Origin of the sequence: Xenorhabdus siamensis (genome assembly GCF_037996745.1) — a bacterium.
Classification (GTDB): domain Bacteria; phylum Pseudomonadota; class Gammaproteobacteria; order Enterobacterales; family Enterobacteriaceae; genus Xenorhabdus; species Xenorhabdus indica.
The window spans coordinates 64290-87144 of the sequence record NZ_JBBMXE010000009.1; the positions used below are offsets into that span (position 1 = coordinate 64290).

The following is a 22855-nucleotide window of genomic DNA, read 5'->3' on the forward strand; positions in this document are numbered from 1 at the left end:
ATTTAAGTCCTGTTCAATTTGTGTTTAAAGAAAATATTAAATAATCATTTATAGCGATATATCAATCTCCAACATGAATGCGTATCTTGCATGTCTCATCCCTCATTTGCTTTTCATTAAAAGTTAAAGAAAATTAAATAGTTATTGGAGTGAAATTCAGGAAACAGAATAACTGATTTTAGTGTTTACAGAGAATGAGGAGTTAGTATGAATAGGCAAAAACTTATGCAGCAGCTCATTATTGCTATTCTGCTTGGAGTGATAACGGGTTGGGGGTTTCATCAATACCTTGATGCTGGTCAGACAAAAGAAGTTGCCTCCTATATCAACATCATTACTGATGTATTCCTTCGTCTGATAAAGATGATTATTGCCCCACTCATATTTGCTACGATTGTTACCGGATTAATGTCAATCGGTGGTTCATCATCGGTAGGGCGGATCACCATCAGGGCGATCATATGGTTTATTATCGCTGGCTTGGTTTCGATTAGTATTGGTATGCTGATAGTTAACCTGTTCCAGCCGGGTATTGGGTTGAATATTGCTATACCTCAACAGACAAATATCGATATTGGCCTCAATGCCCGCGGATTTTCTCTGAAAAACTTTATTAGCCATATATTCCCTAGCAGTTTTGCCGCGGCTATGGCGAACAATGAGATCTTACAGATCCTGATTTTTTCTCTCTTTTTTGGCTTGGCACTGTCATATATTTGCCGGAAAAGCCAGGAAAAAAGCCCTCTTGTAACTATGATTGAAGATTTAGCGCGTGTTATGTTCCGTATTACTGATTACGTTATGTCATTGGCGCCGATTGCGGTCTTTGCTGCTATTGCTTCGGCCATTACAGTGCAAGGGTTAGGTCTGCTTTATGATTATGGCAAACTTATTGGTCTTTTTTACCTTGGGTTATTTTTACTCTGGGTGGTTTTATTTATTGTTGGATTTCTTTTTCTCGGCAAGAAGATATTTTTATTACTGAGGTTGATTAGGGAGCCTGTGACACTGGCCTTTGCCACAGCAAGCAGCGAATCTGCTTACCCAAAAACGGTGAATGCACTGAATAGCTTTGGTGTCCCGAAAAAAATCTCTAGCTTCGTATTGCCTCTGGGTTATTCCTTTAACCTTGATGGCTCGATGATGTATCAATCCTTTGCCATTCTATTTATTGCACAGGCTTACAATATTGATCTGAGTATCACAGAACAATTCCTGATCATGTTGACGCTTATGATCACCAGCAAAGGTATAGCTGGTGTCGCGCGTGCTTCTGTTGTGGTCGTTGCTGCAACCCTTCCTATGTTTAAGCTGCCTGAAGCGGGTATCTTGCTGATCCTTGCCATCGACCAGCTCCTTGATATGGGGCGTACAGCAACCAATGTGGTTGGTAACAGTATTTCTACTGCGGTGATTGCTAAAATGGAAGAAAATAAAATGGAGGAAAAATAGAATAATTCTAAGCCGGAATCACAAGAAAAAGCGATTACCAACCAAGAGGATTGAATCAAGGTTTGCTGTATTCCCTTGCTGAAAGATGATAGGGATATATTTCTTTATAGCATCATATAACCATTTCAGTTCAATATTATTGAATATAAAATCTGCCCTATAAAGTCACTCTTGTTGATTTCAATAAATGAAAAGCCTTATGCAAATTCAACATAGCGAATAGAAATATTGCAATTACTAACCGTAATTACTGTGTCAGCATAATAATTATCTTCTGAGGTGGCGTATGAAAAAAATTATTGGAATACTCGGTGGTATGGGACCGGCAGCAACGGTAGATGCAATGGAAAAGATAATTAAAAATACACCAGCAACTTGTGATCAGGAACATATTCCTGTTATTGCCATTTCTTTTCCTGATATACCTGACAGGACAAAGAATATTCTCTCTGGGGAAAAGTCACCATTAAAACAAATGATAGCCGCATTAAGAATATTAGAAGATGCAGGGACTCAGTGTATTATTATGCCCTGTAATACCGCGCATTATTGGTATAAGGAATTAAAAGCAGAAACCAAAGTTCCTTTTCTTAATATGATTGATATTACTTGTAATAAAGTTATCAATGAAGGAATGAATAACATTGCTATTCTGGCTACGACAGGAACGATAAAAGCAGAGCTTTATCAAAATAGATTGACAAAAGAGAATATAAAATTTGTTATTCCTGATGATATTCAACAGGAAATTATTATGGAAAGTATTTTGGCATATAAAAGTGGAAATGGGGAAAAGGCATATCAGTTATTGAAATCGATTGTTTCTCAGCTTAAAAATATTGGGGTGGAAAGATTTATTATGGGATGTAGTGAAATACCAGTTATTCTTAAGAGGGATAGTAATAAAGTCGAGTATATTGATGCTACGGAGGAGTTGATTAGAAGAGTAGTGGAATGGTATTTTTACGATGGGAATTTTTCAGTTAAATAGCTTTGTTATTTTTTTTAGAAAGATAGGTGAATATGATTTTTATTTATAATATTTTATCTGACAATTACAAAATTATGTAACTGCCAGATCAAGTTTATATGAGTTAATGATTGTTAATATTAATTTCAGCATCTACAGTATTTCTATTTTTCATTTCATTTTGTATTGGTGTATATAAATCAATATCTGTGGAGGCTGTTTCAATCGAAACAATTAAGGAATAACGAGCCATTTTGTTATACTTTCCTAATTTCTTACGGGTTTTCCACCATCCCGTAGCTGGATAGATAGCTAATATTCCACGTTCTGCTAATTCTGCTGCGCTACCAATCCATACATCTTTGTGAATAGAGCCTTTATTGCGGAAGTCGCCTAATAACCAATTTGGATCCTTGGGCAAGTTTACCATGTCCTTGGCGAGCCTCATGAGCAGCGATTTGCAAAGTGACAGACATAAATCTGTCGTCATCTTTTTCCAGATGAGATTGCAATAACGCTTTAAGTTGCTCTGAACTCGCCATGACCTTCTTCTCGTACCGTATTAAAATAACTACGAAATTTATTCTGTCTTCTGGCATAGTGCTGATAAAACATCCATGAAAGACTCAGATACATTTGAAATGGTGGCATAACAAAAGATATGCTACGAATAATGATGGTTATACCCCAATCTCCTTTCTCTTTACCACCCCATAAATGCCACCCGCTAGTATTGCACCAACCAAAATAGCGCCTAAATAAGTCAATACAGGCGTAATCGCTCCCGGAATTAATAATACAAACAATCCACCATGTGGTGCCATGAGTTGCACACCAAAGTACATCGAAAGCGCCCCCGTCACTGCACCACCCAGAATACAGCTTGGCAGTACCCTAACCGGATCTTTCGCCGCAAAGGGGATCGCCCCTTCGGTAATAAAACACAGCCCCAATACCAGTGCCGCTTTTCCACCTTCGCGCTCACTTTGCTCAAACTTATTCCGTGCAATTATGGTTGCCAGCCACATTGCTAATGGTGGAACCATCCCCGCGGCCATAATTGCCGCCATTGGTCCATAGGTCTGTGCACTTAACAACCCGACACCAAACGCATAAGCCGCTTTGTTAACTGGACCGCCCATATCCGTACACATCATGCCGCCAAGAATCATGCCAAGGATCACCGCGTTGGTGGTTCCCATTGATTTCAGCCAGTGGGTCAGCCATTCCATAATTGTGGCTACGGGTTTACCCACGATATAAATCATGGTTAATCCGGTGACTAACGCCGCGACTAATGGGATGATTAAAATCGGTTTTAATGCTTCCATGCTTTGCGGTAGATGCAGTTTGGTTGTCAGGAGTTTGGCAACGTAGCCCGCAAGGAAGCCCGCGATAATACCACCGAGAAATCCCGCACCAGTGCTGACAGCAAGCATACCACCAATAAGTCCGGGCGCTAATCCGGTGCGTCCTGTGATGGAATAGGCGATATAACCTGCAAGTATGGGCACCATTAAAGCAAGTGCAGAGCCGCCACCGATTTGCATGAGTGCTGATGCTAATGTGCCGGGTTCTTTGAAGGCCTCAATGCCGAATACAAATGACAGTGCAATGCACAATCCGCCTGCGACAACCATCGGCAGCATGTAGGATACGCCGGTCATCAAGTGTTGATAGATACTGAGGCTTTCCTGTTTTTTATTGGTGGACGGATTGAAAGCGCTGGAGGTGGAAATGCTGCCTGTGGCTGTGTAAATCTCGGCTTCAGTCAATGCGTTATCCAGTTCTTGAGCGGTTCTTTTCAAGGCTGCGCCGGTGGAAGTACGATAGAGGCGTTTGCCGGAGAATGGCGAGAGATCTATATCAATATCTGCCGCTACAATCACCAAATCCGCTGCTGCAATTTCTACGTCGGTAATCGCGTTGTTGGTTCCCACGGAGCCACGAGTTTCTACTTTGATCTGCCAGCCACGGTTTTGGGCTTCGGTCTCCAGTGCTTTGGCTGCCATAAATGTATGGGCAACACCTGTCGGACAGGCGGTGATGGCGATGATATTGATGGGGTTTTGTTGATCCGTGCTGACGATATTTTGCTGTTGGCAAATATTGGCTTTTGTTTTGGCATGATGGATAAATGCTTCTGGTTCACGGATCGCTTGTTCAGCAGGGCCTGTGAAGGTTTTTTTGCCTTGCAGGTTAAGTGAGGTTGGTGCAGATTCACCGATAATGATCACCAGCTCGGCATTGTCCACATCGGTAACAAGAGAAAGTTCATGCCTGACGGCTGTATTTTCCAATATATGTTTAGCGAGGTAAGCGCGCGCCTGTCCTTGTGTATCGTTGCTGATAATGAGAGTTTTCATGATGTTCTCTTCTTATTTGTTGTTTTTCGATGGATAAGGGGGGGGGAACGCAGTCAGTTCGACTTTTGCCATGAGTCGGGCGAGTTGTTGACGGTCGATGTTCCCAATGTTGCTTTGGCTGACAGTCATGGCGGAGATGGCGGTAGCAAGGCGTAATGTGTGCTCACTGTCTTGCCCCATCATCAGGCCGTAAATCAGTCCGCCGACCATTGCATCACCAGCGCCAACAGTGCTGACGATTTCGCAACGCGGTGGTTTAGCGAGCCAGATTCCCGCTGAATTGACCAAAACCGCGCCTTCTTCGCCCAATGAAACGACGACATGCGAGATCTCCGTAGCACGCAGTTGATGGGCGGCAGTGATGATATCTTCGAATGTTGCTAAAGGCCGCCCCGCCCAGATCTCTAGTTCGCGGCGGTTGGGTTTGATCATCCACGGAATAGCCTTGAGTCCGGCAATCAGGGCTTCTCGACTGCTATCAAATACCACGCACATACAGGTTTCGCGTAAGTGTTGCATCCATTCAGTGAAGTCATCCAGTTCTACACCCGTTGGCAGGCTGCCGCTTACGCACACCATATTGAATTCACTCAGCCACTGGATGGAATCTTTGGCGAAACGTTGCCACTCTTCTTTGCTGACGCTGGATCCTGAAAAGTTGAAATCAGTAACCAAGCCATTTTGTTCAGTCAGTTTGACGTTGGTGCGTGTTCGTCCCTCTACAACCTGGAATCGATTGACGATACCTAGTTCTGCAAAGTGTTTTTGAAAGGTATTTTGGTTTTCTCTGCCCAGAAACCCCCCTACGGTGACGTCGATACCGAGTGTTTTTAGGATCTTGCCAACGTTGATGCCTTTGCCTGCCGGATATAATCCCACGGTCTGGATGAGATTGACTTCGCCGGTTTTGATGTTTTCAACCCGTCCAATCAGATCATAAGCAGGGTTCAGAGTGATCGTCGCGACTTTTTTGTTCATGCCATTTCCTCGCCCATGTTTTTGTTAATAAGAGATTCAATGGCGAGCAGGGCCTCTTTGGCATCGGAGCCGACCGCGGTAAAGCGAATTCGTTCGCCTTGTTTAACGCCTAAGCCTGCAACTTGCATCAGCTTACTTCCATCAACGGGAATGCTGTTTCCATCAAGATAGGTGATGGTGATTTGGCTATGGAATTGTTTGATGGTATTAACCAGAAGTGCGCTGGGGCGAGTATGCAGGCCATGTTTATTAGGCAGGATAAAATCTGCGGTCAGTACGTTTTTTTGAGGCAGTATCGTTTCTTGTGCTACATCCATTGTCAGTAGTTCTACGATGGCTGTGCTATTTTGGGCACGTAACAGGTACTCACCTTTACCTTGTTGCAGCAGGGTGCTGAGATTATCTAGAAAACTGTGCAGTTGATCGTCTGCGCAAGCGATGGTTAATAATAATCCAACGGGTTGTTTATCAACAGTAAAAGGCGTTTTTGGGCGGGAGATGGCAATTGCATTGTGCAAATTGCCCTGCGAACTGTCACTGAGCCAAATACCTTGGCCAAGGTGTATTGGTGGCTTGGTAAAGACATCGGCCATAAATTTTGCATTCACTGCATTGGCTTGTTGTAGCCGAGAGATGTTTATTGCCTGCAAGGTTGTCAGGTCATGTGCGTCAATATCCAATGTGAGCGTGGAGTTATCCAGTACATAGGCGGATTTGGTGTTCATTAATAAATGATAGAGTTCATTTACATCGGTGGTTTTTGCCATCCGGCTGGCGCGGTTTTCATCACGAATGATCGGGATCAACTGATGCAGCAGATTAAGGTGTTCGTCGGATTTTGCCGCAATGCCGATAACAAGGTGGACGGTTTGGTTATCGCCCCAGTCGATTCCGTTCGGAAATTGCATCACTTGTACGCCGGTTTTCAGTACGTTGTTGCGGGTTGTATGGGTGCCATGTGGGATGGCAATACCATTACCCAGATAGGTTGAAGAGAGTGTTTCACGTTCCAGCATTCCTTCGACGTATTCTTTACTGGCATATCCCGCCGCAGTGAGAGCTGTGGCGGCTTGGCGAATAGCACTTTCTTTATTGGTAGCAGATGCTGCCAGATGGATATCTTGTAACAATAGATGAAACATTGATAATTATCTTCCTATAATTAATTGAAACGATTCAGCTTTTTAAGTAAAAAAATAACATCAAATGAATTCATGTTATTTTTATTATTTAATGAGCCAAGTAATTTGGTTTTTTAATATTAAATCTTTACCAAAATAATTTAATCTTGGTAATAAAACGAACTAATATAATTTTTATTACCAGATTGTTTTATAGCTATTAATTATTTTTTGTGATGATGATAAATAATGTCAATTATCTGTATTATTAGGAATGTATTGCCAAAGAGTCAGAATGTAAAGTGAGGTTTTAGGTCATTTTATGAAATGGTGATGGCGATCTTGGTTATTTTAATTTCAATGCAACTTATTAATAATAAAAATAATGTTAACTAAAGGAGCGTTTCAATTATCAGCTGATGGTATTGAAGCAATGGAAATGGTATTCAGGGATTAGAACCAAATTTAGGCTGTTGCTTTTCATGCCCCAGATAAGCAGCCAGAATTCAGCCTTAAAAGTGGTTTCAAAACGGTCAGTTTTTAAAGAAGCGGAAAAGCTGGCTCAGATCTTCCGAGGTCTTGAGATTTTCAGCCAGCTCAGCGTCAAAAACTCACTTCCCAATCTCCACCGGATACGACTCAAACAAATACCCATCAAAATTAGGATCATCTACATCGGATAATTCCAGCAAACTCTGTTTCACATTTTCTAAATGTTGCCACATCGTTTGCTTCGCTGCCGCGGGATCTTTTTTGATCATAGCCGCCAAAATTGCCTGATGATCACTCAACCACGCTTTACGATAGTCAGTATTGGTAATTCGGCTATGTAGTTTCATCCATATAGGGTTATTCTCACGCCACGCCCAGGATTGTTTAAGTAATTCAACCAGCATACTGTTATGCGTTGCCTGCGCGATGGCCAAATGAAATTCCCTGTCACCGGATTCACTTGCTCCCGAAATCAGATCTTTTTTCTCTTTTTCTAGCGCGTTGCGCATATTGGCAATATCGACCGGAGTCACCTGGAGCGCTGCAAACTCAGCGATATTACTTTCCAATAATTGGCGCGCTTGTAATAACTCAAAAGGCCCGGCGGCATTGATAGTCGTATCGCTTGAATAAGAGCATGGCAGTTGGATGAGATAAATACCGGAGCTTTTGCGTACTTCAATGAGGTTTTCCAATTCCAATACAATTAACGCTTCACGAATAAGAGTACGAGAAACGCCGAACTTTTCTGCAATTTCACGTTCTGTAGGTAGACGATCACCGGGAGAATAATCCATATCTATAATCATCTGACGTAGTGATTGGGCTACTTCATGATAGGGACGCCTGGAGTCTGCAAAGTTCATCATTAATGCCGCCGTAAGGTCATATACTTAAATGGAACGACTAAAAATGATGTTATTCTAAGACATCAATGCCAGAAATATAACCACCTATTCTTGTTGCAACAGAGGGTATTGAGAGAAAATCATTCTATTTTACGCACCCTATTTACCATTTCGAATAATTCCGGTTGAGTTTTAGCAATATCGTCATACATAGGGTTAACCGCGTTTTGAAAGAGGGTCTTATCCACGACAATAAACTCAACACCTTGTTTTTCTGCTTTTGCACGTTGTTCCTGTTCTGATTTTTCCCAAAGTTGAATCATGTACTTTGAGGAATTCAGAGCTGCTTTTTTGACAATCTCTTGCTGTTCAGTAGTTAATTTATTCAATGAGTTGTTTGATATTAACAGGACATCAGGGATCATCGTATGTTCATCCAGGGAAAAGAATTTTGTCACTTCACTATGGCGGCTTAACGTGAAAGAAGTCATGTTGTTCTCAGCCGCATCGACAACCCCTTGTTGCAATGCGGTATAGAGTTCACCATAAGCTAATGGTGTTGGACTCGCTTTTAACCTTTTCACCATTGTAATAGCCGTCGGGCTGGGTTGTACGCGAATTTTCAAGCCTCTTAGATCTTCAGGCGTTTTAATCGGTTTTTTCGCATAAAAACTGCGTGCACCTGCATCATAGTAAGTGAGGCCAATAAACCCCATATTTTGACTTGAATCGAGGATTTCTTTACCGATATCACTATTGATGACTTGTTGATAGTGCGCTTTATCGCGGAATAAATAGGGCAGGTTAAAAATGGAATAAGCCGGAGAGAAGGCTTCTAATTCTGCCGCATTGGATTTAGCAATATCTAAAGCGCCATTTTGCATCAATTCGATGGATTCACGTTGGTTGCCCAATTGAGAATCAGAATAGATGCGAATACGGACTTCCCCGTTGGTTTTTTCTTTCACTTCATTAGCGAACTCGGTCATGGCTTTATGGACTGCATGGTCCCGATTCTGGTTATGGCTAAGTTTCAGTGTCGTCACGGCGAAAGCCTGAGAGGCGCTCAGCATAAGCATTACAACAGTCGCTATGCTTACTATACCTAAAACCTGTCGTTTTTTGTTCTGCATGATTGGTTCTCCAGAGATGAGTATAGGTTTTTGTTATTTTCTTGTTTGGGTAAATAATAGTCAGACTTTCACTTATTGAGCAAAGAGAAAAATCAAAATTGGTATGCCATTGTCACAAAAATAGATGTTATTGGTTTACCTTTTTTGTTTCGTAATCTATTACATTCTTTTTCACATACTTATTTCAATGTCTTTAGTGTGATCAGTATAGATTATAATCTCTATGTGGTCTTTAGTTGGTAAACCAAAATGACAGGAATGGAATAAATGAAAAACTTTGTAGAGATGACCAATAAAAGTTTGGCGTTTTTTACCATCTGCCTGCTGGCCTTTCTGGTTTTATGTGTGTTGTGGCAGGTCATTTCACGTTATGTCTTAGATGCACCGAGCACCGAAACAGATGAATTAGCACGTTATCTGTTTATGTGGGTCGCAATGATTGGCGCTGCATATACAACCGGACAGCATCGCCATCTTGCTATTGAGTTACTGATGATGAAATTAACAGGAATAAAGAAAAGTATTATTGGCCTGATTATTCAGGCAGCAATTATTTCATTTTCTTCCATTGTGCTGCTTTATGGTGGCAGCCTGCTTGTTTTATCGACACTGGAAAATGGACAAATCACACCTGTATTAGGCTGGAAGATGGGATACGTCTATTTATGTTTGCCTGTTAGCGGAATATTGATGATTTTCTATGCACTTGTTGATGTGATCTCAATTGTTCAGCATTTTTCTGGTCAACCAACCGTTGTGTCTGAAAATCATTAAGTTGAAAGATGAAGGGTAGATAAGAGGTTAGAGTATGGATTGGTCTGTCATTGCCGCATTCTTTGGCACATTTGCAATATTATTGGTATTGAGTGTCCCTATTTCTTTTGCAATCGGCTTATCTTCGTTAGTCGCCATTACGATGACATTGCCGCTGGAATCTGCGATCACGGTTGTCGCACAGCGTATGGCTGCGGGAGTAGATAACTTCTCTTTATTGGCGATCCCATTCTTTATCCTTGCTGGAAATATAATGAATCAGGGTGGGATTGCTGCACGTTTGATCAATCTGGCTAAAGTGATTGGCGGCCGTTTGCCGGGATCATTAATGCACGTCAATATTATGGCGAACATGTTGTTCGGGGCAATTTCAGGCTCGGCAGTAGCATCTGCTGCTGCGGTCGGGGGAACAATGGCGCCGATGCAGAGAAAAGAAGGCTACGATCCTGAGTTATCAGCTGCTGTAAACATCGCTTCTTGTCCTTCTGGTTTGCTGATCCCGCCTAGCAATACCTTGATTGTGTACTCGCTGGTTTCGGGGGGAACCTCTATTGCTGCCTTGTTCCTGGCAGGTTATATCCCCGGCATTATTATGGGAATTTCACTCATGGTCGTGTCTGCCATTATTGCCAAGAAGAAGCGCTATTCTGTTTCACCTCGGCCAACTTGGAAAGAATTTTTTGCTACAGCGTGGAAAGCAATACCGTCATTAATGCTCATTGTGGTGATTATGGGTGGGATTATTGCGGGGATATTCACGGCGACAGAGGCATCAGCTATCGCCGTTCTCTACAGTTTTATTCTCGCAGTGGTTATTTATCGTGAAGTAAGTTTCAAACAACTGCCCAAAATTATTCTTGATTCTGCCGTGACCACATCTATTGTTTTACTGCTGATTGGCGTATCAATGGGCATGTCCTGGGCGATGGCTAATGCTGATCTGCCGTATCTGATTGCGGATGCATTGATGACGGTTTCTGATAATCCGCTGACCATTCTGCTAGTCATTAATATCATCCTGCTAATTGTGGGGACCTTTATGGATATGACACCTGCCATTTTGATCTTCACACCGATTTTTTTGCCCGTTGCGATGAACATAGGGATCGATCCTGTTCATTTTGGCATCATTATGACGTTTAATCTGGCCATTGGAATTTGTACTCCGCCTGTAGGCAGTGCCTTATTTGTGGGTTGCTCTGTGGGGGATGTGAGCATTGATAAGGTACTGAAACCACTGCTCCCGATGTATGTTGCGCTGATCTCGGCACTGGCGCTGGTGACATATCTGCCGCAATTGAGTTTATGGTTACCTGAATTAGTCTTGAATAAGTTATAGGGGGAATGATGAAACAAACCTGGCGTTGGTATGGGCCTGAAGATCCTGTTTCATTAGCGGATATCCGTCAGGCAGGAGCAACAGGGATTGTGACGGCATTACACCATATTCCTAATGGCGAAGTCTGGCCTATTGAGGAGATAAAACAGCGTAAGGCACTGATTGAAGCCAGTCAACTTGAGTGGACAGTTGTAGAAAGTGTTCCCATTCATGAAGATATTAAGACGCATACCGGAGAGTACAATCGATGGATCGAAAACTATCAACAAACCTTGCGTAACCTTGCTGCTTGCGGGATCAAAACAATATGCTACAACTTTATGCCTGTTTTGGATTGGACACGTACTGATCTTGAATATGAATTACCTGATGGCTCAAAAGCGTTGCGCTTTGATCAAATCGAATTTGCTGTTTTTGATATCTATATCTTGCAACGTGATGGCGCAGAAAAGGCGTATCCTGATGATGAAATTGTGCAAGCACAATCACGCTTCACTTCAATGACGGAAGAAGAAAAACAAAAACTGACAAATACGATCATCGCTGGTCTGCCCGGTGCAGAGGAAGGCTATACCTTAGAACAATTTCGCCAACACCTAAAACGTTATAAAAGAATTGATAAAGCCAAATTGCGTGAGCATTTTGCTTATTTCCTGCAAAAGATCATTCCGGTTGCGGAAGAACTCGGCATCAAAATGGCGGTTCATCCTGATGATCCCCCGCGTGAGATCTTAGGCCTGCCACGCATTGTTTCTACGATAGAGGATATGCATTGGATAGCCGAAACGGTAGACAGCAATGCCAATGGCTACACAATGTGCACCGGATCTTACGGCGTGCGCGCGGATAATGATTTGGTGAAGATGATCAAATCATTTGCTTCCCGTATCTATTTCCTCCACTTGCGTTCAACTGTACGTGAAGAAAACCCATTCACGTTCCACGAAGCGGCACATCTTGCTGGTGATGTAGATATGTATGAAGTGATCAAAGCGGTTGCGGAAGAAGAGCATCGCAGGTTGTCAGTGGGTGAAAATCACCTTATTCCAATGCGGCCTGATCACGGTCATCAAATACTTGATGATTTGAAAAAGAAAATTAACCCCGGCTATTCCGCAATCGGCCGCCTGAAAGGGCTGGCTGAAATTCGTGGCCTTGAGTTGGGTATCCATCGTGCCATTATGGGAAAAAATCTTGTTAATGCGATAACCTCTGTCCCATGCCCTCACTGGACAACCGAACGCCTGACTTCCCGTATTGTGCATTTAGGCTGCGGTGCATTCCATCGTGCACATCAGGCGCTTTATACCCATCACGTATTAGAACAAACGGACAGTGATTGGGGATACTGTGAAGTGAACCTGACGCTAAACGGTGTTTCACTGATCGAAAATCTTAAAAAACAATCCATGCGCTATACCGTCTCAGAGAAAGGGCAGGGGAAAACCACATTAAAAATTATTGGCTCAATGAAAGAAGGGATGCACCCATTAATTGACGGCGCTCAGGCAATTATCGAAAAAATGGCGAACCCTGATGTCGCAATCATCTCTTTAACAATCACTGAAAAAGGCTATTGTACCGATGCCACAACAGGGCGTTTAGACCCAAATAATGAGCTGATTATTAAAGATATTGCTAATCCTGCTGTGCCGAGATCAGCCATAGGATATATCACTGCGGCCTTAAAATTGCGTTTTGAACGAAGCCTGCCTGCCGTGACGATTTTATCGTGCGATAACGTCCGGGAAAATGGACATGTTGCCCGTGAGGCTGTGTTAGGTCTGGCACGTTTGCAGGACGAAAAATTGGCACAATGGATAGAAAAGCAAGTGACATTTCCCTGCACGATGGTGGATCGTATTGTGCCGGCTGCTACACCAGAAACGTTAACCGAAATTGCCCAACAGCTAGGTGTTGCAGATCCGTGTGCTATTGCCTGCGAACCTTTCCGTCAATGGGTGATTGAAGATAACTTCGTGAATGGGCGTCCAGATTGGGATCTGGCCGGTGCACAATTTGTGGATGATGTGGCGCCATTTGAAATGATGAAATTGCGCATGTTAAATGGTGCTCATTCATTTCTGGCCTATCTGGGCTATTTGGGCGGCTATGCGTATATCTCCGATACCATGAAAAATGCTGATTATCGTCAGGCAGTTTACGCACTGATGCTAAACGAACAAGCGCCAACACTGTCGATGCCAGAAGATAGCGACTTAATGGCTTACGCAGATAAATTGATCGAGCGGTTCACTAATCCAGCGTTAAAACACCAGACAGGGCAAATTGCGATGGATGGCAGCCAGAAATTGCCACAACGCGTGCTTGATTCCATTGAATGGCACCTTGTGCAGGGAAATGATTATCGCCATTTAGCGCTCGGTGTAGCGGGTTGGATACGTTATATCAGTGGCGTGGATGAACAAGGCCAACCGATTGATGTGCGTGATCCATTAAAAGAGACTTTTGCGGCGATTTTTGCCAAATATGGTCATTCTGTTGCTGTGGTGGAAGCGCTACTGGCAATTGAATCGATCTTCGGTAAGGAATTAGCCAAAAACCGTGACTTTATCGATAACGTCACCAAAGCCTACCAGAACTTACTCAATGTTGGCGCCCGCCAAGCGGTTGCAGCCCTTTGACCATAGAGGAAATGTAATGAAAACCTTTATGTGTGAAGATTTCCTGTTAAATAATGACGTTGCTCGCCGCCTGTATCATGATTATGCGGCGTTGATGCCTGTTTATGACTATCACTGTCATCTTAATCCCAAAGAGATTGCGCAAAATCGCCGTTTCCACAATCTTGGTCAAATTTGGCTGGAGGGCGATCATTATAAATGGCGGGCGATGCGTGCGGCAGGGATTGAAGAGGCGCTGATTACTGGTGCTGAAAGCAGTGACTACGAAAAATACCTTGCATGGGCGAAAACGGTTCCTCTGACGATCGGCAATCCACTTTATCACTGGACACATTTGGAATTACGACGCCCGTTTGGCATTAGCGGAAAATTATTTGGGCCTGATACCGCAGAGGTTATCTGGCATGAGGCGAACGAAAAACTCTTTCAAAGTGAATTTTCTGCCCGTGGCATTATGCAGCAGATGCAGGTACGAATGGCAGGAACAACGGATGATCCCATCGATTCTCTCGAATATCATCAACAGATCGCCAAAGATAAAGACTTTACCATCAAAATATTACCAAGCTGGCGCCCGGATAAAGTCTTCAAAATTGAATTTCCGGGTTTTTGTGACTATCTCGAACGATTAGAAGAAGCCGCAGATGTTGCTATCGGGCATTTTGCTGATTTATTGCAGGCATTAGAGCATCGTCTTGAACACTTTCAGGATCACGGTTGTGTGGCATCGGATCATGGGATTGAACAGTTGCGTTATGCGCCGATACCTGACGAAAAAGTGTTAGATATTATTTTGCAAAAGCGCAGACAAGGGCAATCACTCAGTGAATTAGAACTCGCACAATTTACGACAGCGGTGTTGGTTTGGTTAGGTAAACAGTATGCAAAACGCGGCTGGGTGATGCAGATGCATATTGGCGCCTTGCGTAATAACAACACGCGTATGTTTAAACGGTTAGGGCCAGACAGCGGTTTTGATTCCATTGGGGATAATCCTATCGCTTACCCATTATCTCGCTTGCTGGATGAGATGGATAAAACAGATGAATTACCGAAGACCATTCTCTATTGCTTAAACCCTCGCGATAATGAAGTGATAGCTACTATGACGGGCAACTTTCAGGGTGGAAGCCTTGCGCAAGGTAGTAAAAATATCGGGGGCAAAATTCAATTTGGATCGGGCTGGTGGTTTAACGATCAAAGAGACGGTATGCAGCGTCAATTAGAGCAACTCTCCCAATTAGGCTTATTAAGTCAGTTTGTCGGTATGCTGACAGATTCACGTAGTTTCTTATCCTATACCCGCCATGAATATTTCCGTCGCATTCTCTGCAACATGTTGGGGAATTGGGTCGAAAATGGTGAAATTCCCTATGATGAAAAAATGCTGGGGCAGATAGTTCAGGATATCTGCTTCAATAATGCTGAACGTTATTTTCAGGCTGTGAAGGATTAAAAGATGCAGAGGCAGAAAATTGCTCTGATTGGCGAATGTATGATTGAGCTAAATGGCATCCCATTTGGTGCCATGACACAAAGTTATGGCGGTGATGTACTGAATAGCGCGGTTTATTTGGCTCGTGCTGGAGGCGATAAGTTTGATATCCATTTCGTCACGGTGATGGGGACTGATCCCTTGAGCGAAGGGATGATCTCATCTTGGCAGCAAGAGGGAATTAATACATCGTTAGTGTTGCGTGATAATGCACATCAGCCCGGTTTATACCTGATCCAGCTTGATGAAAAAGGTGAGCGCACGTTTCTTTACTGGCGAAATGACTCGGCGGCGCGTTATCTCTTGCAGCATCCTGATTATCCCAGATTGCGTCAGCAATTACAGAACATGGATGTGCTCTACCTCAGTGGGATCAGCCTGGCTATTTTGCCCGAACATGATCGTCAATTGCTGCTCATTGATTTGAAACAGTTATCTTCTGAAGGAAAAGTGATTTTCTTTGATAGTAACTATCGTCCGGCCTTATGGGGAAATGAAACACAAGCTCGTGAATGTTATCAGCAAATGTATGCCATCACTGATATCGCGTTAGTCACTGACGATGACGAAGCAAATCTTTGGGGAGATACGTCAACGGAGGAAAGTTTTCATCGCCTGCAAAGCATGGGGGTCAAACAAGCCATTATAAAAGCGGGCGGACAGGGTTGTTTTTATCGTGACTTAAGTGGTTGCAATGCTACACAACATATTAAGACTCAACCTGTTACACCTGTCGTTGATACCACATCGGCAGGTGATGCTTTTAATGCGGGTTTTATCGCAGGGCTGTTAAATAGGAAATCGATTCATGATTCAGCATTAATGGGGCATCAGCTCGCAGGGGTTGTGATCCGGCATAAAGGCGCGATTGTACCGCAGACAGTGACACAAGGGGGTTGATCCGAAATAAGGCGTGGAAGAAGGTGGGTCAATTGGTGAGGGAGTCGGTGGAGTTGGTGGGCTTGCTGTAATGAGATAATGAGTTTTTGTATGCCATAATGACATACAATTTGGTGGAGATTGATTTTGTGTGCCATAATGACACTACCTATGATTTATCTATATCCAAAAGGTAAGATTATGTCCATCTACTCAGAGCGTAAAGAAACCCGTTTAGTTGCGCGAACATCTTTAGAAATACAAGAGTTTATACAAAGAGCAGCCGATTATTCTGGCGCAACGCTTTCTCAATTCCTTATTGAAGCGGCAATGGATAGAGCCAAAAATGTTATTGAGCGTGCTGAAACATTACAACTCTCTATAGCTGGTGCAGATGCACTATTTGCGGTGTTAGAAAATCCGCCAAAAGCAAATGAGAAATTAATGAAAGCAGCAAAAAATTACAAGGATGTTGTGAATGTCCATGATAATTGAAGAAATAACTCAACAACATAATCGTAAGGTATTTGATTGTGGTGTTTATGAGTTAAATAAATTTTTACAACAGCAAGCCCGACAGAAAACTATCAAGCATATCTCAAAAACGTATGTTGCCTGTCGGGCTTCAGAGCCAACAACTATTTTGGGGTATTATACACTTACAGGTTATTCTGTGTTAATTCCCCCTGTTCATAAAGATTATAAAAAGTATCCACATCCTCTCAATGCAATAAAACTAGCTCGTCTCGCTGTAAATCGTTTATATCAAGGGCAAAGATTAGGCGAGAAATTGCTAATTGATGCTATCCGTCGGACAGTATTAGTTTCACAACAAGTCTCAGTTATTGGGTTATTTGTTGATCCAACAAATCCAAGCATTATTCCATTTTATCAGCAGTATGGTTTCTTACGGGCTGAACCAGAAGATAATTCAAATCTCGAAATGTGGTTACCTGCTAAGACCTGTATGGAAGTTGTAGGTATTTTGTAGTGATCTCGTTCAGGCCTCATGTATGGTTTTTAGGTTTTTCAGTGATTATTAATTATTCGTAAATGAGGTCTTTTCTATATTAGAAAAAGAGGATCTTGCTAAAGATTTTACTTATATTCAATACCTAATTTCTTCAGATTTGGATAAATTTGATTAAGTATAATTTTTACGACATTATCATTGGCTATGAGTTTGAAGCCTATCGATTAATTGTTTTTAATTTCTTGGATTTATGAATGCATTTCTGGATAGTTCTCATCTCTATGCCTGATATCTTGCATTCACATAATAAGTGTAACACCATTATAAACGAAGTAAACGAGTGGGTATTCCTTTGAATAATTCATCCGGTGTTTTGTAATCCCGTGTCTTCCGTGGGCGTTTATTTAAGCGATTTGCGACGAGATTTATCTCTCGCTCTGATACCTTATTAAAATCAGTTCCTTTTGGGAAATAATTTCTGATTAATCCATTGGTATTCTCATTGATCCTCTTTCCCAAGGTGAATAAGGGTGAGCAAAATAAATATTTGCTTCTAAATTTTTACTGATAAGTTTGTGTTCGGCAAATTCCAATCCATTATCAAAGGTGATGGTTTTAACATTTTGTTTTATATCTAATAAATTCCTTGTTGTCGCTTTTGCAACACCTTCCGCTGTTTTATTTTCAAGTTTAATTATGACAGTAAATAGCGATTTTCATTCAACTTATGTTAATAATGCACTTTTATGATCTTTTCCAACGATAGTATCACCTTCCCAATCACCAATACGCTGCTTTTTATCAACAATTTTTGGGCGATGATCAATACTGATCCTATTTTTGATTTTTCCTCTGCGCTCATAACTTCCATCGCGTTTACGATACAGTTTTTTAGCCATCCTGAGATGCTGCCATAAATCACCACCATTAATTTTATCCTTATAAATCAATCTATACATGGTTTCATGATGCTAGGATATTATCTTCTCCCTTTTAAGATAACCGACGGTTTGTTCAGGGCTTAAATCTGCCAAGTTAACTTTAATCCACTTTGTTATCTCCGGTGTCATTTTGACGGCTTTTACCGCAGTACGGCGGCGCTCTGATGCTTTAAGCTGGGCTTGTTTAGGGTAGTATTTCTGCGCTTTCCGGTTTCTTTTCAATTCGCGGCTAATCGTTGATGGGGCTCGATTAAGCGACGTTGCAATAAGACGTCGTGTAAAACCGGCTTCTTTTAAACTGAAAATCTGATATCTTTCTATTTCGGTCAGTTGCATATAGGCCATAGTGCATTTTCCTTTGGCGAGAAAGATGCTTACTATAGCAACTGACCGCCTTTCTTAGAAATTTCACTTATTAGGCGAATCTAAGAATTAGATTAATTTACTTATTCTTCAATAGGAAGAATAACAATATTTATCTCTATGTTTTTTTATATCAGCTACTCACATTAATTCAGATAATTAATAGGAGTGTGTTAGTTACATTCCATTCATAAGAAATAAGCTGCTTAAAAAGGAATTTCCATATAAATAAACTATTCATAATAGTAATTCATTCATTTTATTTTTTGTTGTTCTTAAAACTCATCAGTTATTTTTTAATATAGAAGATGCAGAGAAAGTACACCTGCTGACATATCAATTTAAACAAGGTATATCATGAGGCCACATTAAGTAGGTGATAACAGTGCGATAAAGTTGGCGTATTAGCTGTAGAGATTCCATTTAATTGATCTCTGCATATAGAGCTTGTGAGGAGGATTGTATAAAATGTTCTAAAAATTACATAAGAGAACATTAAGCTATGAGTTCACTCACATTGAGAAAGGCTCTAAGTGTGTTAGCAAAATCGTCATCGTTTTCGGTGGTAACACTTACAAACCGACGCAGAAATGCACTTGATGACCTAAAGCAACGACTTTTTGTTGAGCAGAAAATTGAATCAGATATCAAAAAATGTTTGGGTTCTTTGAACAGCAGGGAAATTGTTTTTCTTTGTGGTAGTAGTGGTGATGGCAAATCAGAAATTCTTACCCGTTGCTATAATCATTATAAACATAAGTGTGATTTTCATCTAGATGCTACGCATAGTTTTTCCCCTCATCAGTCAGCAATAGAGACTCTGGACAAACTTTTTGATGCATATAAGGAAGGGAATCGTCCATTAGTATTGGGAATTAATACTGGTATGCTCGCCAATTTTTCAATGGAAGGTTCAGAGTGCCATAACGATATTAAATCTGCTATTGATTACTTTTTCAATTATAGCTCTAACACGCAAATGCCGTACTATATAGATGGGCTCTATTTTTTTGACTTTGAACATTACCCAAAATTTCAGTTCAACGAGCATAAAAATTATTCTTTTTTTGCTAAAGAGTTAATGACTAAGTTGACTGAAGAGAATGATGAAAACTTATTTTATGTCATTGCTAAAAAAAATGATGAGCAAGCTGGTTTAGCTGATAGTGAACGACAAATTATTGCTAATTTCAAATTGTTGAGTATTCCTAGTGTACAAAATGTCATTATTACACAGTTGTTTAAAGTTCGTTTAATGAAGGATCAGTTTGTTACGACTCGTGCGCTACTCGATTTATTTCATCATTTGCTACTTGGGCCCGGTTATTTATTTGATAATCTCTTTATTGGTGAAGAGAATGAATTAGTACAAAGAATAGCGGATTTTGATCCTGCTAGTTTGCATACATATGAATTAGATCAGTTTGTTTTGCGCTATGAGTTGGGGTTAGCTGATTCTGAGTTAGATGATTTTTTAAAGGAATTGGCAAAAAAATATATTTATTTTGAAAGAAGTCAAGCTAAGCCGGGGGATGCAGCATCATTGATTCGTTTATTCAGTTTGTTACGAGCAGATGAATTTGGAAATAACTATCACAGAAAATTTGAATCATTTTTCCAAGAAACTTTGTTGGAAAAGTATGCTTGTATTTGGCACTTACATGCAAATTATACTGGTGATCGTATCCAAAAAATGGAATTACGTCGTTTCTATTCTTCGGAACTTATTGCAGCGATCCTAAGTTATGCTAATCGTAAGGCACCAGAACTTACTACCAATAAAGATGAGTTATTTTTGGGTGCATTTGGCTCAATAAAAGTTACTGCACCTGTAGCTCTTAAGGGAGATTATGATGCAATTTTAAAGAAACATGTCACGAAACCTGCTTGTTTTGATGCTTATCTTAAAATTGGTGATCATCCACTGAAACCAATAAGTATTAACCTGAATTTATTTGAGTTATTAAGCAAGTTGAATAACGGTTATCGTCCTAATAAATATGATAAAAATGCCACAGTGTTATTAGATGAAATAATAGAACAAATCACTGAACAGGCGAAATCAAGTTCATCTCTTAAATTTTATGACGGGAAACGGATTTATATTGCCAAGGAAGACGATGACATGATCACTATCAGCGGTATGAATGGAGTAGCTTAAATGTACCCTATAGCAGAAAATTTAGTAGTTGGTAACAATCAGTTAGATAGTTATCTTCCTGTTCGTAATAAAAATAATGCTTTTGATTGGAATATAGTAATAGGATTAGTTTTAAGTTATACCCTCAAACGGCAGATCAAAGAGTATGATTTTGAGACCTTTAAAAAGGATTGCAAAGAATACCTGCTTATGCAGCTTGATGAATCTGCATTTTGGTCTGTTTTGGAACGTATGTATTTCGCTAATAAGGATATCTTTAAAATATCTCCTCTTTTTTTACTGTTCCATGCTCAGTTTAGTGGGACTGGCTCAGGTAAAAGTGTTTTGGGGGCAGCAAATTGGCGTTTAGGTACACTCTTTACCAATTTGATGGGAAATTTCAGTTTTGATAAGCCCTTGCGTGATCGACTTAATTTTCTTGAGCAGCACATGCTTTCAGTTTTGGAAAAAAATCTACAAGTATTAGGTAAAGGACCGTTTGCCGAGGAGCAAGCTTATTTACCGTATTTGGTAACATGTTTTCAGCAAGATCTCGAGTTCTTAGTAGAGCATCCTCAATATCTTCTGCAAGAGTTTGGAAATATGCTCCGGTTATACGCTTTTACTTACTGTGCCCAGCTAGCTCTAAATTTGGAGGATTGGAGCAGTGGAGAGCCTAAAAGCAAGTCTTTGTACTTTATTTTGGATACAGAAAAGGCCAGTTCAGAAAGGGAAAAAATAAAACGATTTGGTTATAGACTCTTTGAAAGTGAGCGAGAAAAACTTTTTCCGATTCTTTCTGCACTTGAAGTTTTACAGTGGAATGAAAAAAATGGGAAAAAACGCCCTTTATGGCAAATTTATCAGGATATTCTGGACTACCCAGAAAAAACTACAATTTTATCCCGCATCAATACTTATCTTAAAGACTTTATTGCTGATCGAAAACTACCAGAAAGAGAGGCATCTTTGAGTGTAGAAAGTGCGTTTAAACAGCTTTTATCTGTAGCTATTGAACAATTTAGTAGCAAATATCCATCTCGTTTAGGCGTTAATCGAAAATATATAAATGAACTAGAAAGAGAAATTTGTTCCGGCTTTATTCAAGCCCGTGGAAGAGCAGGGAAAGTTTTAGTCCTCAATCAAGATCGACTTTTACTATTGACCAACCTTGCTATAGGAAAAAATGAAAAGTTACGCTTTCATGAGTTATTACGTTGTTTTGAGCAACGCGGTTTTTATCTTGATAACCAATCTTCTTTAGCATTGATTGCTTTTTATGAGCGTATGGGAAATGTGGAACGCATGAGTGATAGTGGAGACGCCGTTTATGTCCGTAAGACAGTATGAAACTTTTCTGGCTCAATCTTTTCTTGAATGGGTAAATACTTTTATCCAACCAGGTGAGCGTTATCAGTTTAAATCACCAGATGCTGATAATGCATTAACGCTGTATCAGGCTTTTGCTGCCTTATCTGATGGGTATACTTTCGCGCTACCTGCAGGTAATCAGCAAACTAAACAATTAGCACCTTGTATTTGTTGTCGTGATGGTATCCAGCTAATTCCTGTTTTACAAGGTGAGGGAGGTTTGGCGTTTACTGAAAACTATATATCCCATCTACGTGACAGAGTATCTGGTCGTGACGGTACTTTTGCTAAATCTGCGTTGTTAATAATTCACAATAGTATGTTGGATACATTGCTAAATAGTACTAAGGATTTATCTGCACAAGAAGCCATCTGGCATCCAGAAACATTTAGTAAAAAGCTTGAAACCCTAATAAGAGCAGGTAATAAAGGATATGAATTATCTCGTTGTTTACTAGATGATCAATTGTCAATGATCCTTGAAGAAGGGGCTACGGTATTTGGTTTTGCTCCACTTTATCGTTCTTTGGGTCATGCTCCCAATGGTTAGATATTGTGATAAACTCCTTACTTTT

At 40.9% G+C, this 22855-nt stretch carries 17 protein-coding genes and 3 pseudogenes; 13 read left to right on the forward strand and 7 right to left on the reverse strand.

The features are described 5' to 3' along the window. The first annotated feature begins 207 nt into the window (after window positions 1-207). On the forward strand, window positions 208-1452 hold the full coding sequence (locus AAC852_RS09455; RefSeq protein WP_340620814.1) for a dicarboxylate/amino acid:cation symporter: 1245 nt from the start codon (window positions 208-210) through the stop codon (window positions 1450-1452). Window positions 1453-1738: 286 nt separating this feature from the next. Next, on the forward strand, window positions 1739-2443 hold the full coding sequence (gene cuyB, locus AAC852_RS09460; protein ID WP_340620815.1) for a cysteate racemase: 705 nt from the start codon (window positions 1739-1741) through the stop codon (window positions 2441-2443). 103 nt (window positions 2444-2546) lie between these two features. On the opposite strand, the gene AAC852_RS09465 is transcribed toward cuyB, so the two are convergent. The 6 genes from AAC852_RS09465 to AAC852_RS09495 form a co-directional block, all read right to left on the reverse strand. Continuing rightward, the gene (locus AAC852_RS09465) at window positions 2547-2912 is read right to left on the reverse strand and encodes a hypothetical protein (protein WP_422824281.1); all 366 of its coding nucleotides are present in this window, start codon (window positions 2910-2912) and stop codon (window positions 2547-2549) included. Window positions 2913-3102: 190 nt separating this feature from the next. Further along, window positions 3103-4788, reverse strand: a complete 1686-nt coding sequence (fruA, locus tag AAC852_RS09475; RefSeq protein ID WP_340620817.1) for a PTS fructose transporter subunit IIBC — start codon at window positions 4786-4788, stop codon at window positions 3103-3105. A gap of 12 nt (window positions 4789-4800) precedes the next feature. Continuing rightward, window positions 4801-5766, reverse strand: coding sequence for a 1-phosphofructokinase (gene fruK / locus AAC852_RS09480; RefSeq protein WP_340620818.1), 966 nt, complete (start codon window positions 5764-5766; stop codon window positions 4801-4803). Beyond that, on the reverse strand, window positions 5763-6908 hold the full coding sequence (gene fruB, locus AAC852_RS09485; protein WP_340620819.1) for a fused PTS fructose transporter subunit IIA/HPr protein: 1146 nt from the start codon (window positions 6906-6908) through the stop codon (window positions 5763-5765). The genes fruK and fruB overlap by 4 nt, the downstream gene beginning before the upstream one ends. A 590-nt stretch (window positions 6909-7498) precedes the next feature. Further along, window positions 7499-8248, reverse strand: a complete 750-nt coding sequence (locus AAC852_RS09490; protein WP_340620820.1) for an FCD domain-containing protein — start codon at window positions 8246-8248, stop codon at window positions 7499-7501. Window positions 8249-8367: 119 nt separating this feature from the next. Further along, window positions 8368-9360 (reverse strand): TRAP transporter substrate-binding protein, encoded by a 993-nt coding sequence (locus AAC852_RS09495; protein ID WP_340620821.1) that lies wholly within the window; start codon window positions 9358-9360, stop codon window positions 8368-8370. Between the two features lie 267 nt (window positions 9361-9627). Here AAC852_RS09495 and AAC852_RS09500 point away from each other — a divergent pair, with 267 nt between their 5' ends. The 8 genes and pseudogenes from AAC852_RS09500 to AAC852_RS09535 all read left to right on the forward strand — a co-directional run bounded on the left by AAC852_RS09500 (window position 9628) and on the right by AAC852_RS09535 (window position 17483). Then, window positions 9628-10134: a TRAP transporter small permease gene (locus AAC852_RS09500; RefSeq protein WP_340620822.1), complete on the forward strand. Its 507-nt coding sequence runs from the start codon at window positions 9628-9630 to the stop codon at window positions 10132-10134. 34 nt (window positions 10135-10168) lie between these two features. Next, on the forward strand, window positions 10169-11473 hold the full coding sequence (locus tag AAC852_RS09505; protein WP_340620823.1) for a TRAP transporter large permease: 1305 nt from the start codon (window positions 10169-10171) through the stop codon (window positions 11471-11473). 8 nt (window positions 11474-11481) lie between these two features. Then, window positions 11482-12663 (forward strand): annotated as a pseudogene (uxuA, locus tag AAC852_RS09510) (mannonate dehydratase); the annotation flags it as partial. Beyond that, window positions 12655-14118: a fructuronate reductase gene (locus AAC852_RS09515; protein WP_340620959.1), complete on the forward strand. Its 1464-nt coding sequence runs from the start codon at window positions 12655-12657 to the stop codon at window positions 14116-14118. The pseudogene uxuA and the gene AAC852_RS09515, both read left to right, overlap by 9 nt. 16 nt (window positions 14119-14134) lie before the next feature. Further along, a complete protein-coding gene (uxaC, locus tag AAC852_RS09520) occupies window positions 14135-15574 on the forward strand; it encodes a glucuronate isomerase (RefSeq protein ID WP_340620824.1) in 1440 nt (479 codons plus the stop codon). A gap of 3 nt (window positions 15575-15577) precedes the next feature. After that, window positions 15578-16513: a sugar kinase gene (locus AAC852_RS09525; protein ID WP_340620825.1), complete on the forward strand. Its 936-nt coding sequence runs from the start codon at window positions 15578-15580 to the stop codon at window positions 16511-16513. Between the two features lie 138 nt (window positions 16514-16651). Further along, a complete protein-coding gene (locus tag AAC852_RS09530) occupies window positions 16652-16987 on the forward strand; it encodes a type II toxin-antitoxin system TacA family antitoxin (RefSeq protein ID WP_340620826.1) in 336 nt (111 codons plus the stop codon). Then, entirely contained in the window at window positions 16971-17483 is a 513-nt protein-coding gene (locus tag AAC852_RS09535) for a GNAT family N-acetyltransferase (RefSeq protein WP_340620827.1), read from the forward strand. The genes AAC852_RS09530 and AAC852_RS09535 overlap by 17 nt, the downstream gene beginning before the upstream one ends. A 303-nt stretch (window positions 17484-17786) precedes the next feature. Here AAC852_RS09535 and AAC852_RS09540 read toward each other — a convergent pair. Then, window positions 17787-18751 (reverse strand): annotated as a pseudogene (locus AAC852_RS09540) (IS30 family transposase). A 520-nt stretch (window positions 18752-19271) separates the two neighbouring features. Between AAC852_RS09540 and dptF the strand changes: the two are divergent. From dptF to AAC852_RS09555, 3 genes and pseudogenes are all read left to right on the forward strand, one after another. Continuing rightward, the gene (dptF, locus tag AAC852_RS09545) at window positions 19272-20930 is read left to right on the forward strand and encodes a DNA phosphorothioation-dependent restriction protein DptF (protein WP_340620828.1); all 1659 of its coding nucleotides are present in this window, start codon (window positions 19272-19274) and stop codon (window positions 20928-20930) included. Beyond that, window positions 20931-22259 carry a DNA phosphorothioation-dependent restriction protein DptG gene (gene dptG / locus AAC852_RS09550; protein WP_340620829.1) on the forward strand — a complete coding sequence of 443 codons (1329 nt, stop codon included), beginning with the start codon at window positions 20931-20933 and terminating at the stop codon, window positions 22257-22259. After that, window positions 22240-22809 (forward strand): annotated as a pseudogene (locus tag AAC852_RS09555) (DNA phosphorothioation-dependent restriction protein DptH); the annotation flags it as partial. The gene dptG and the pseudogene AAC852_RS09555, both read left to right, overlap by 20 nt. Between the last annotated feature and the right edge of the window lie 46 nt (window positions 22810-22855).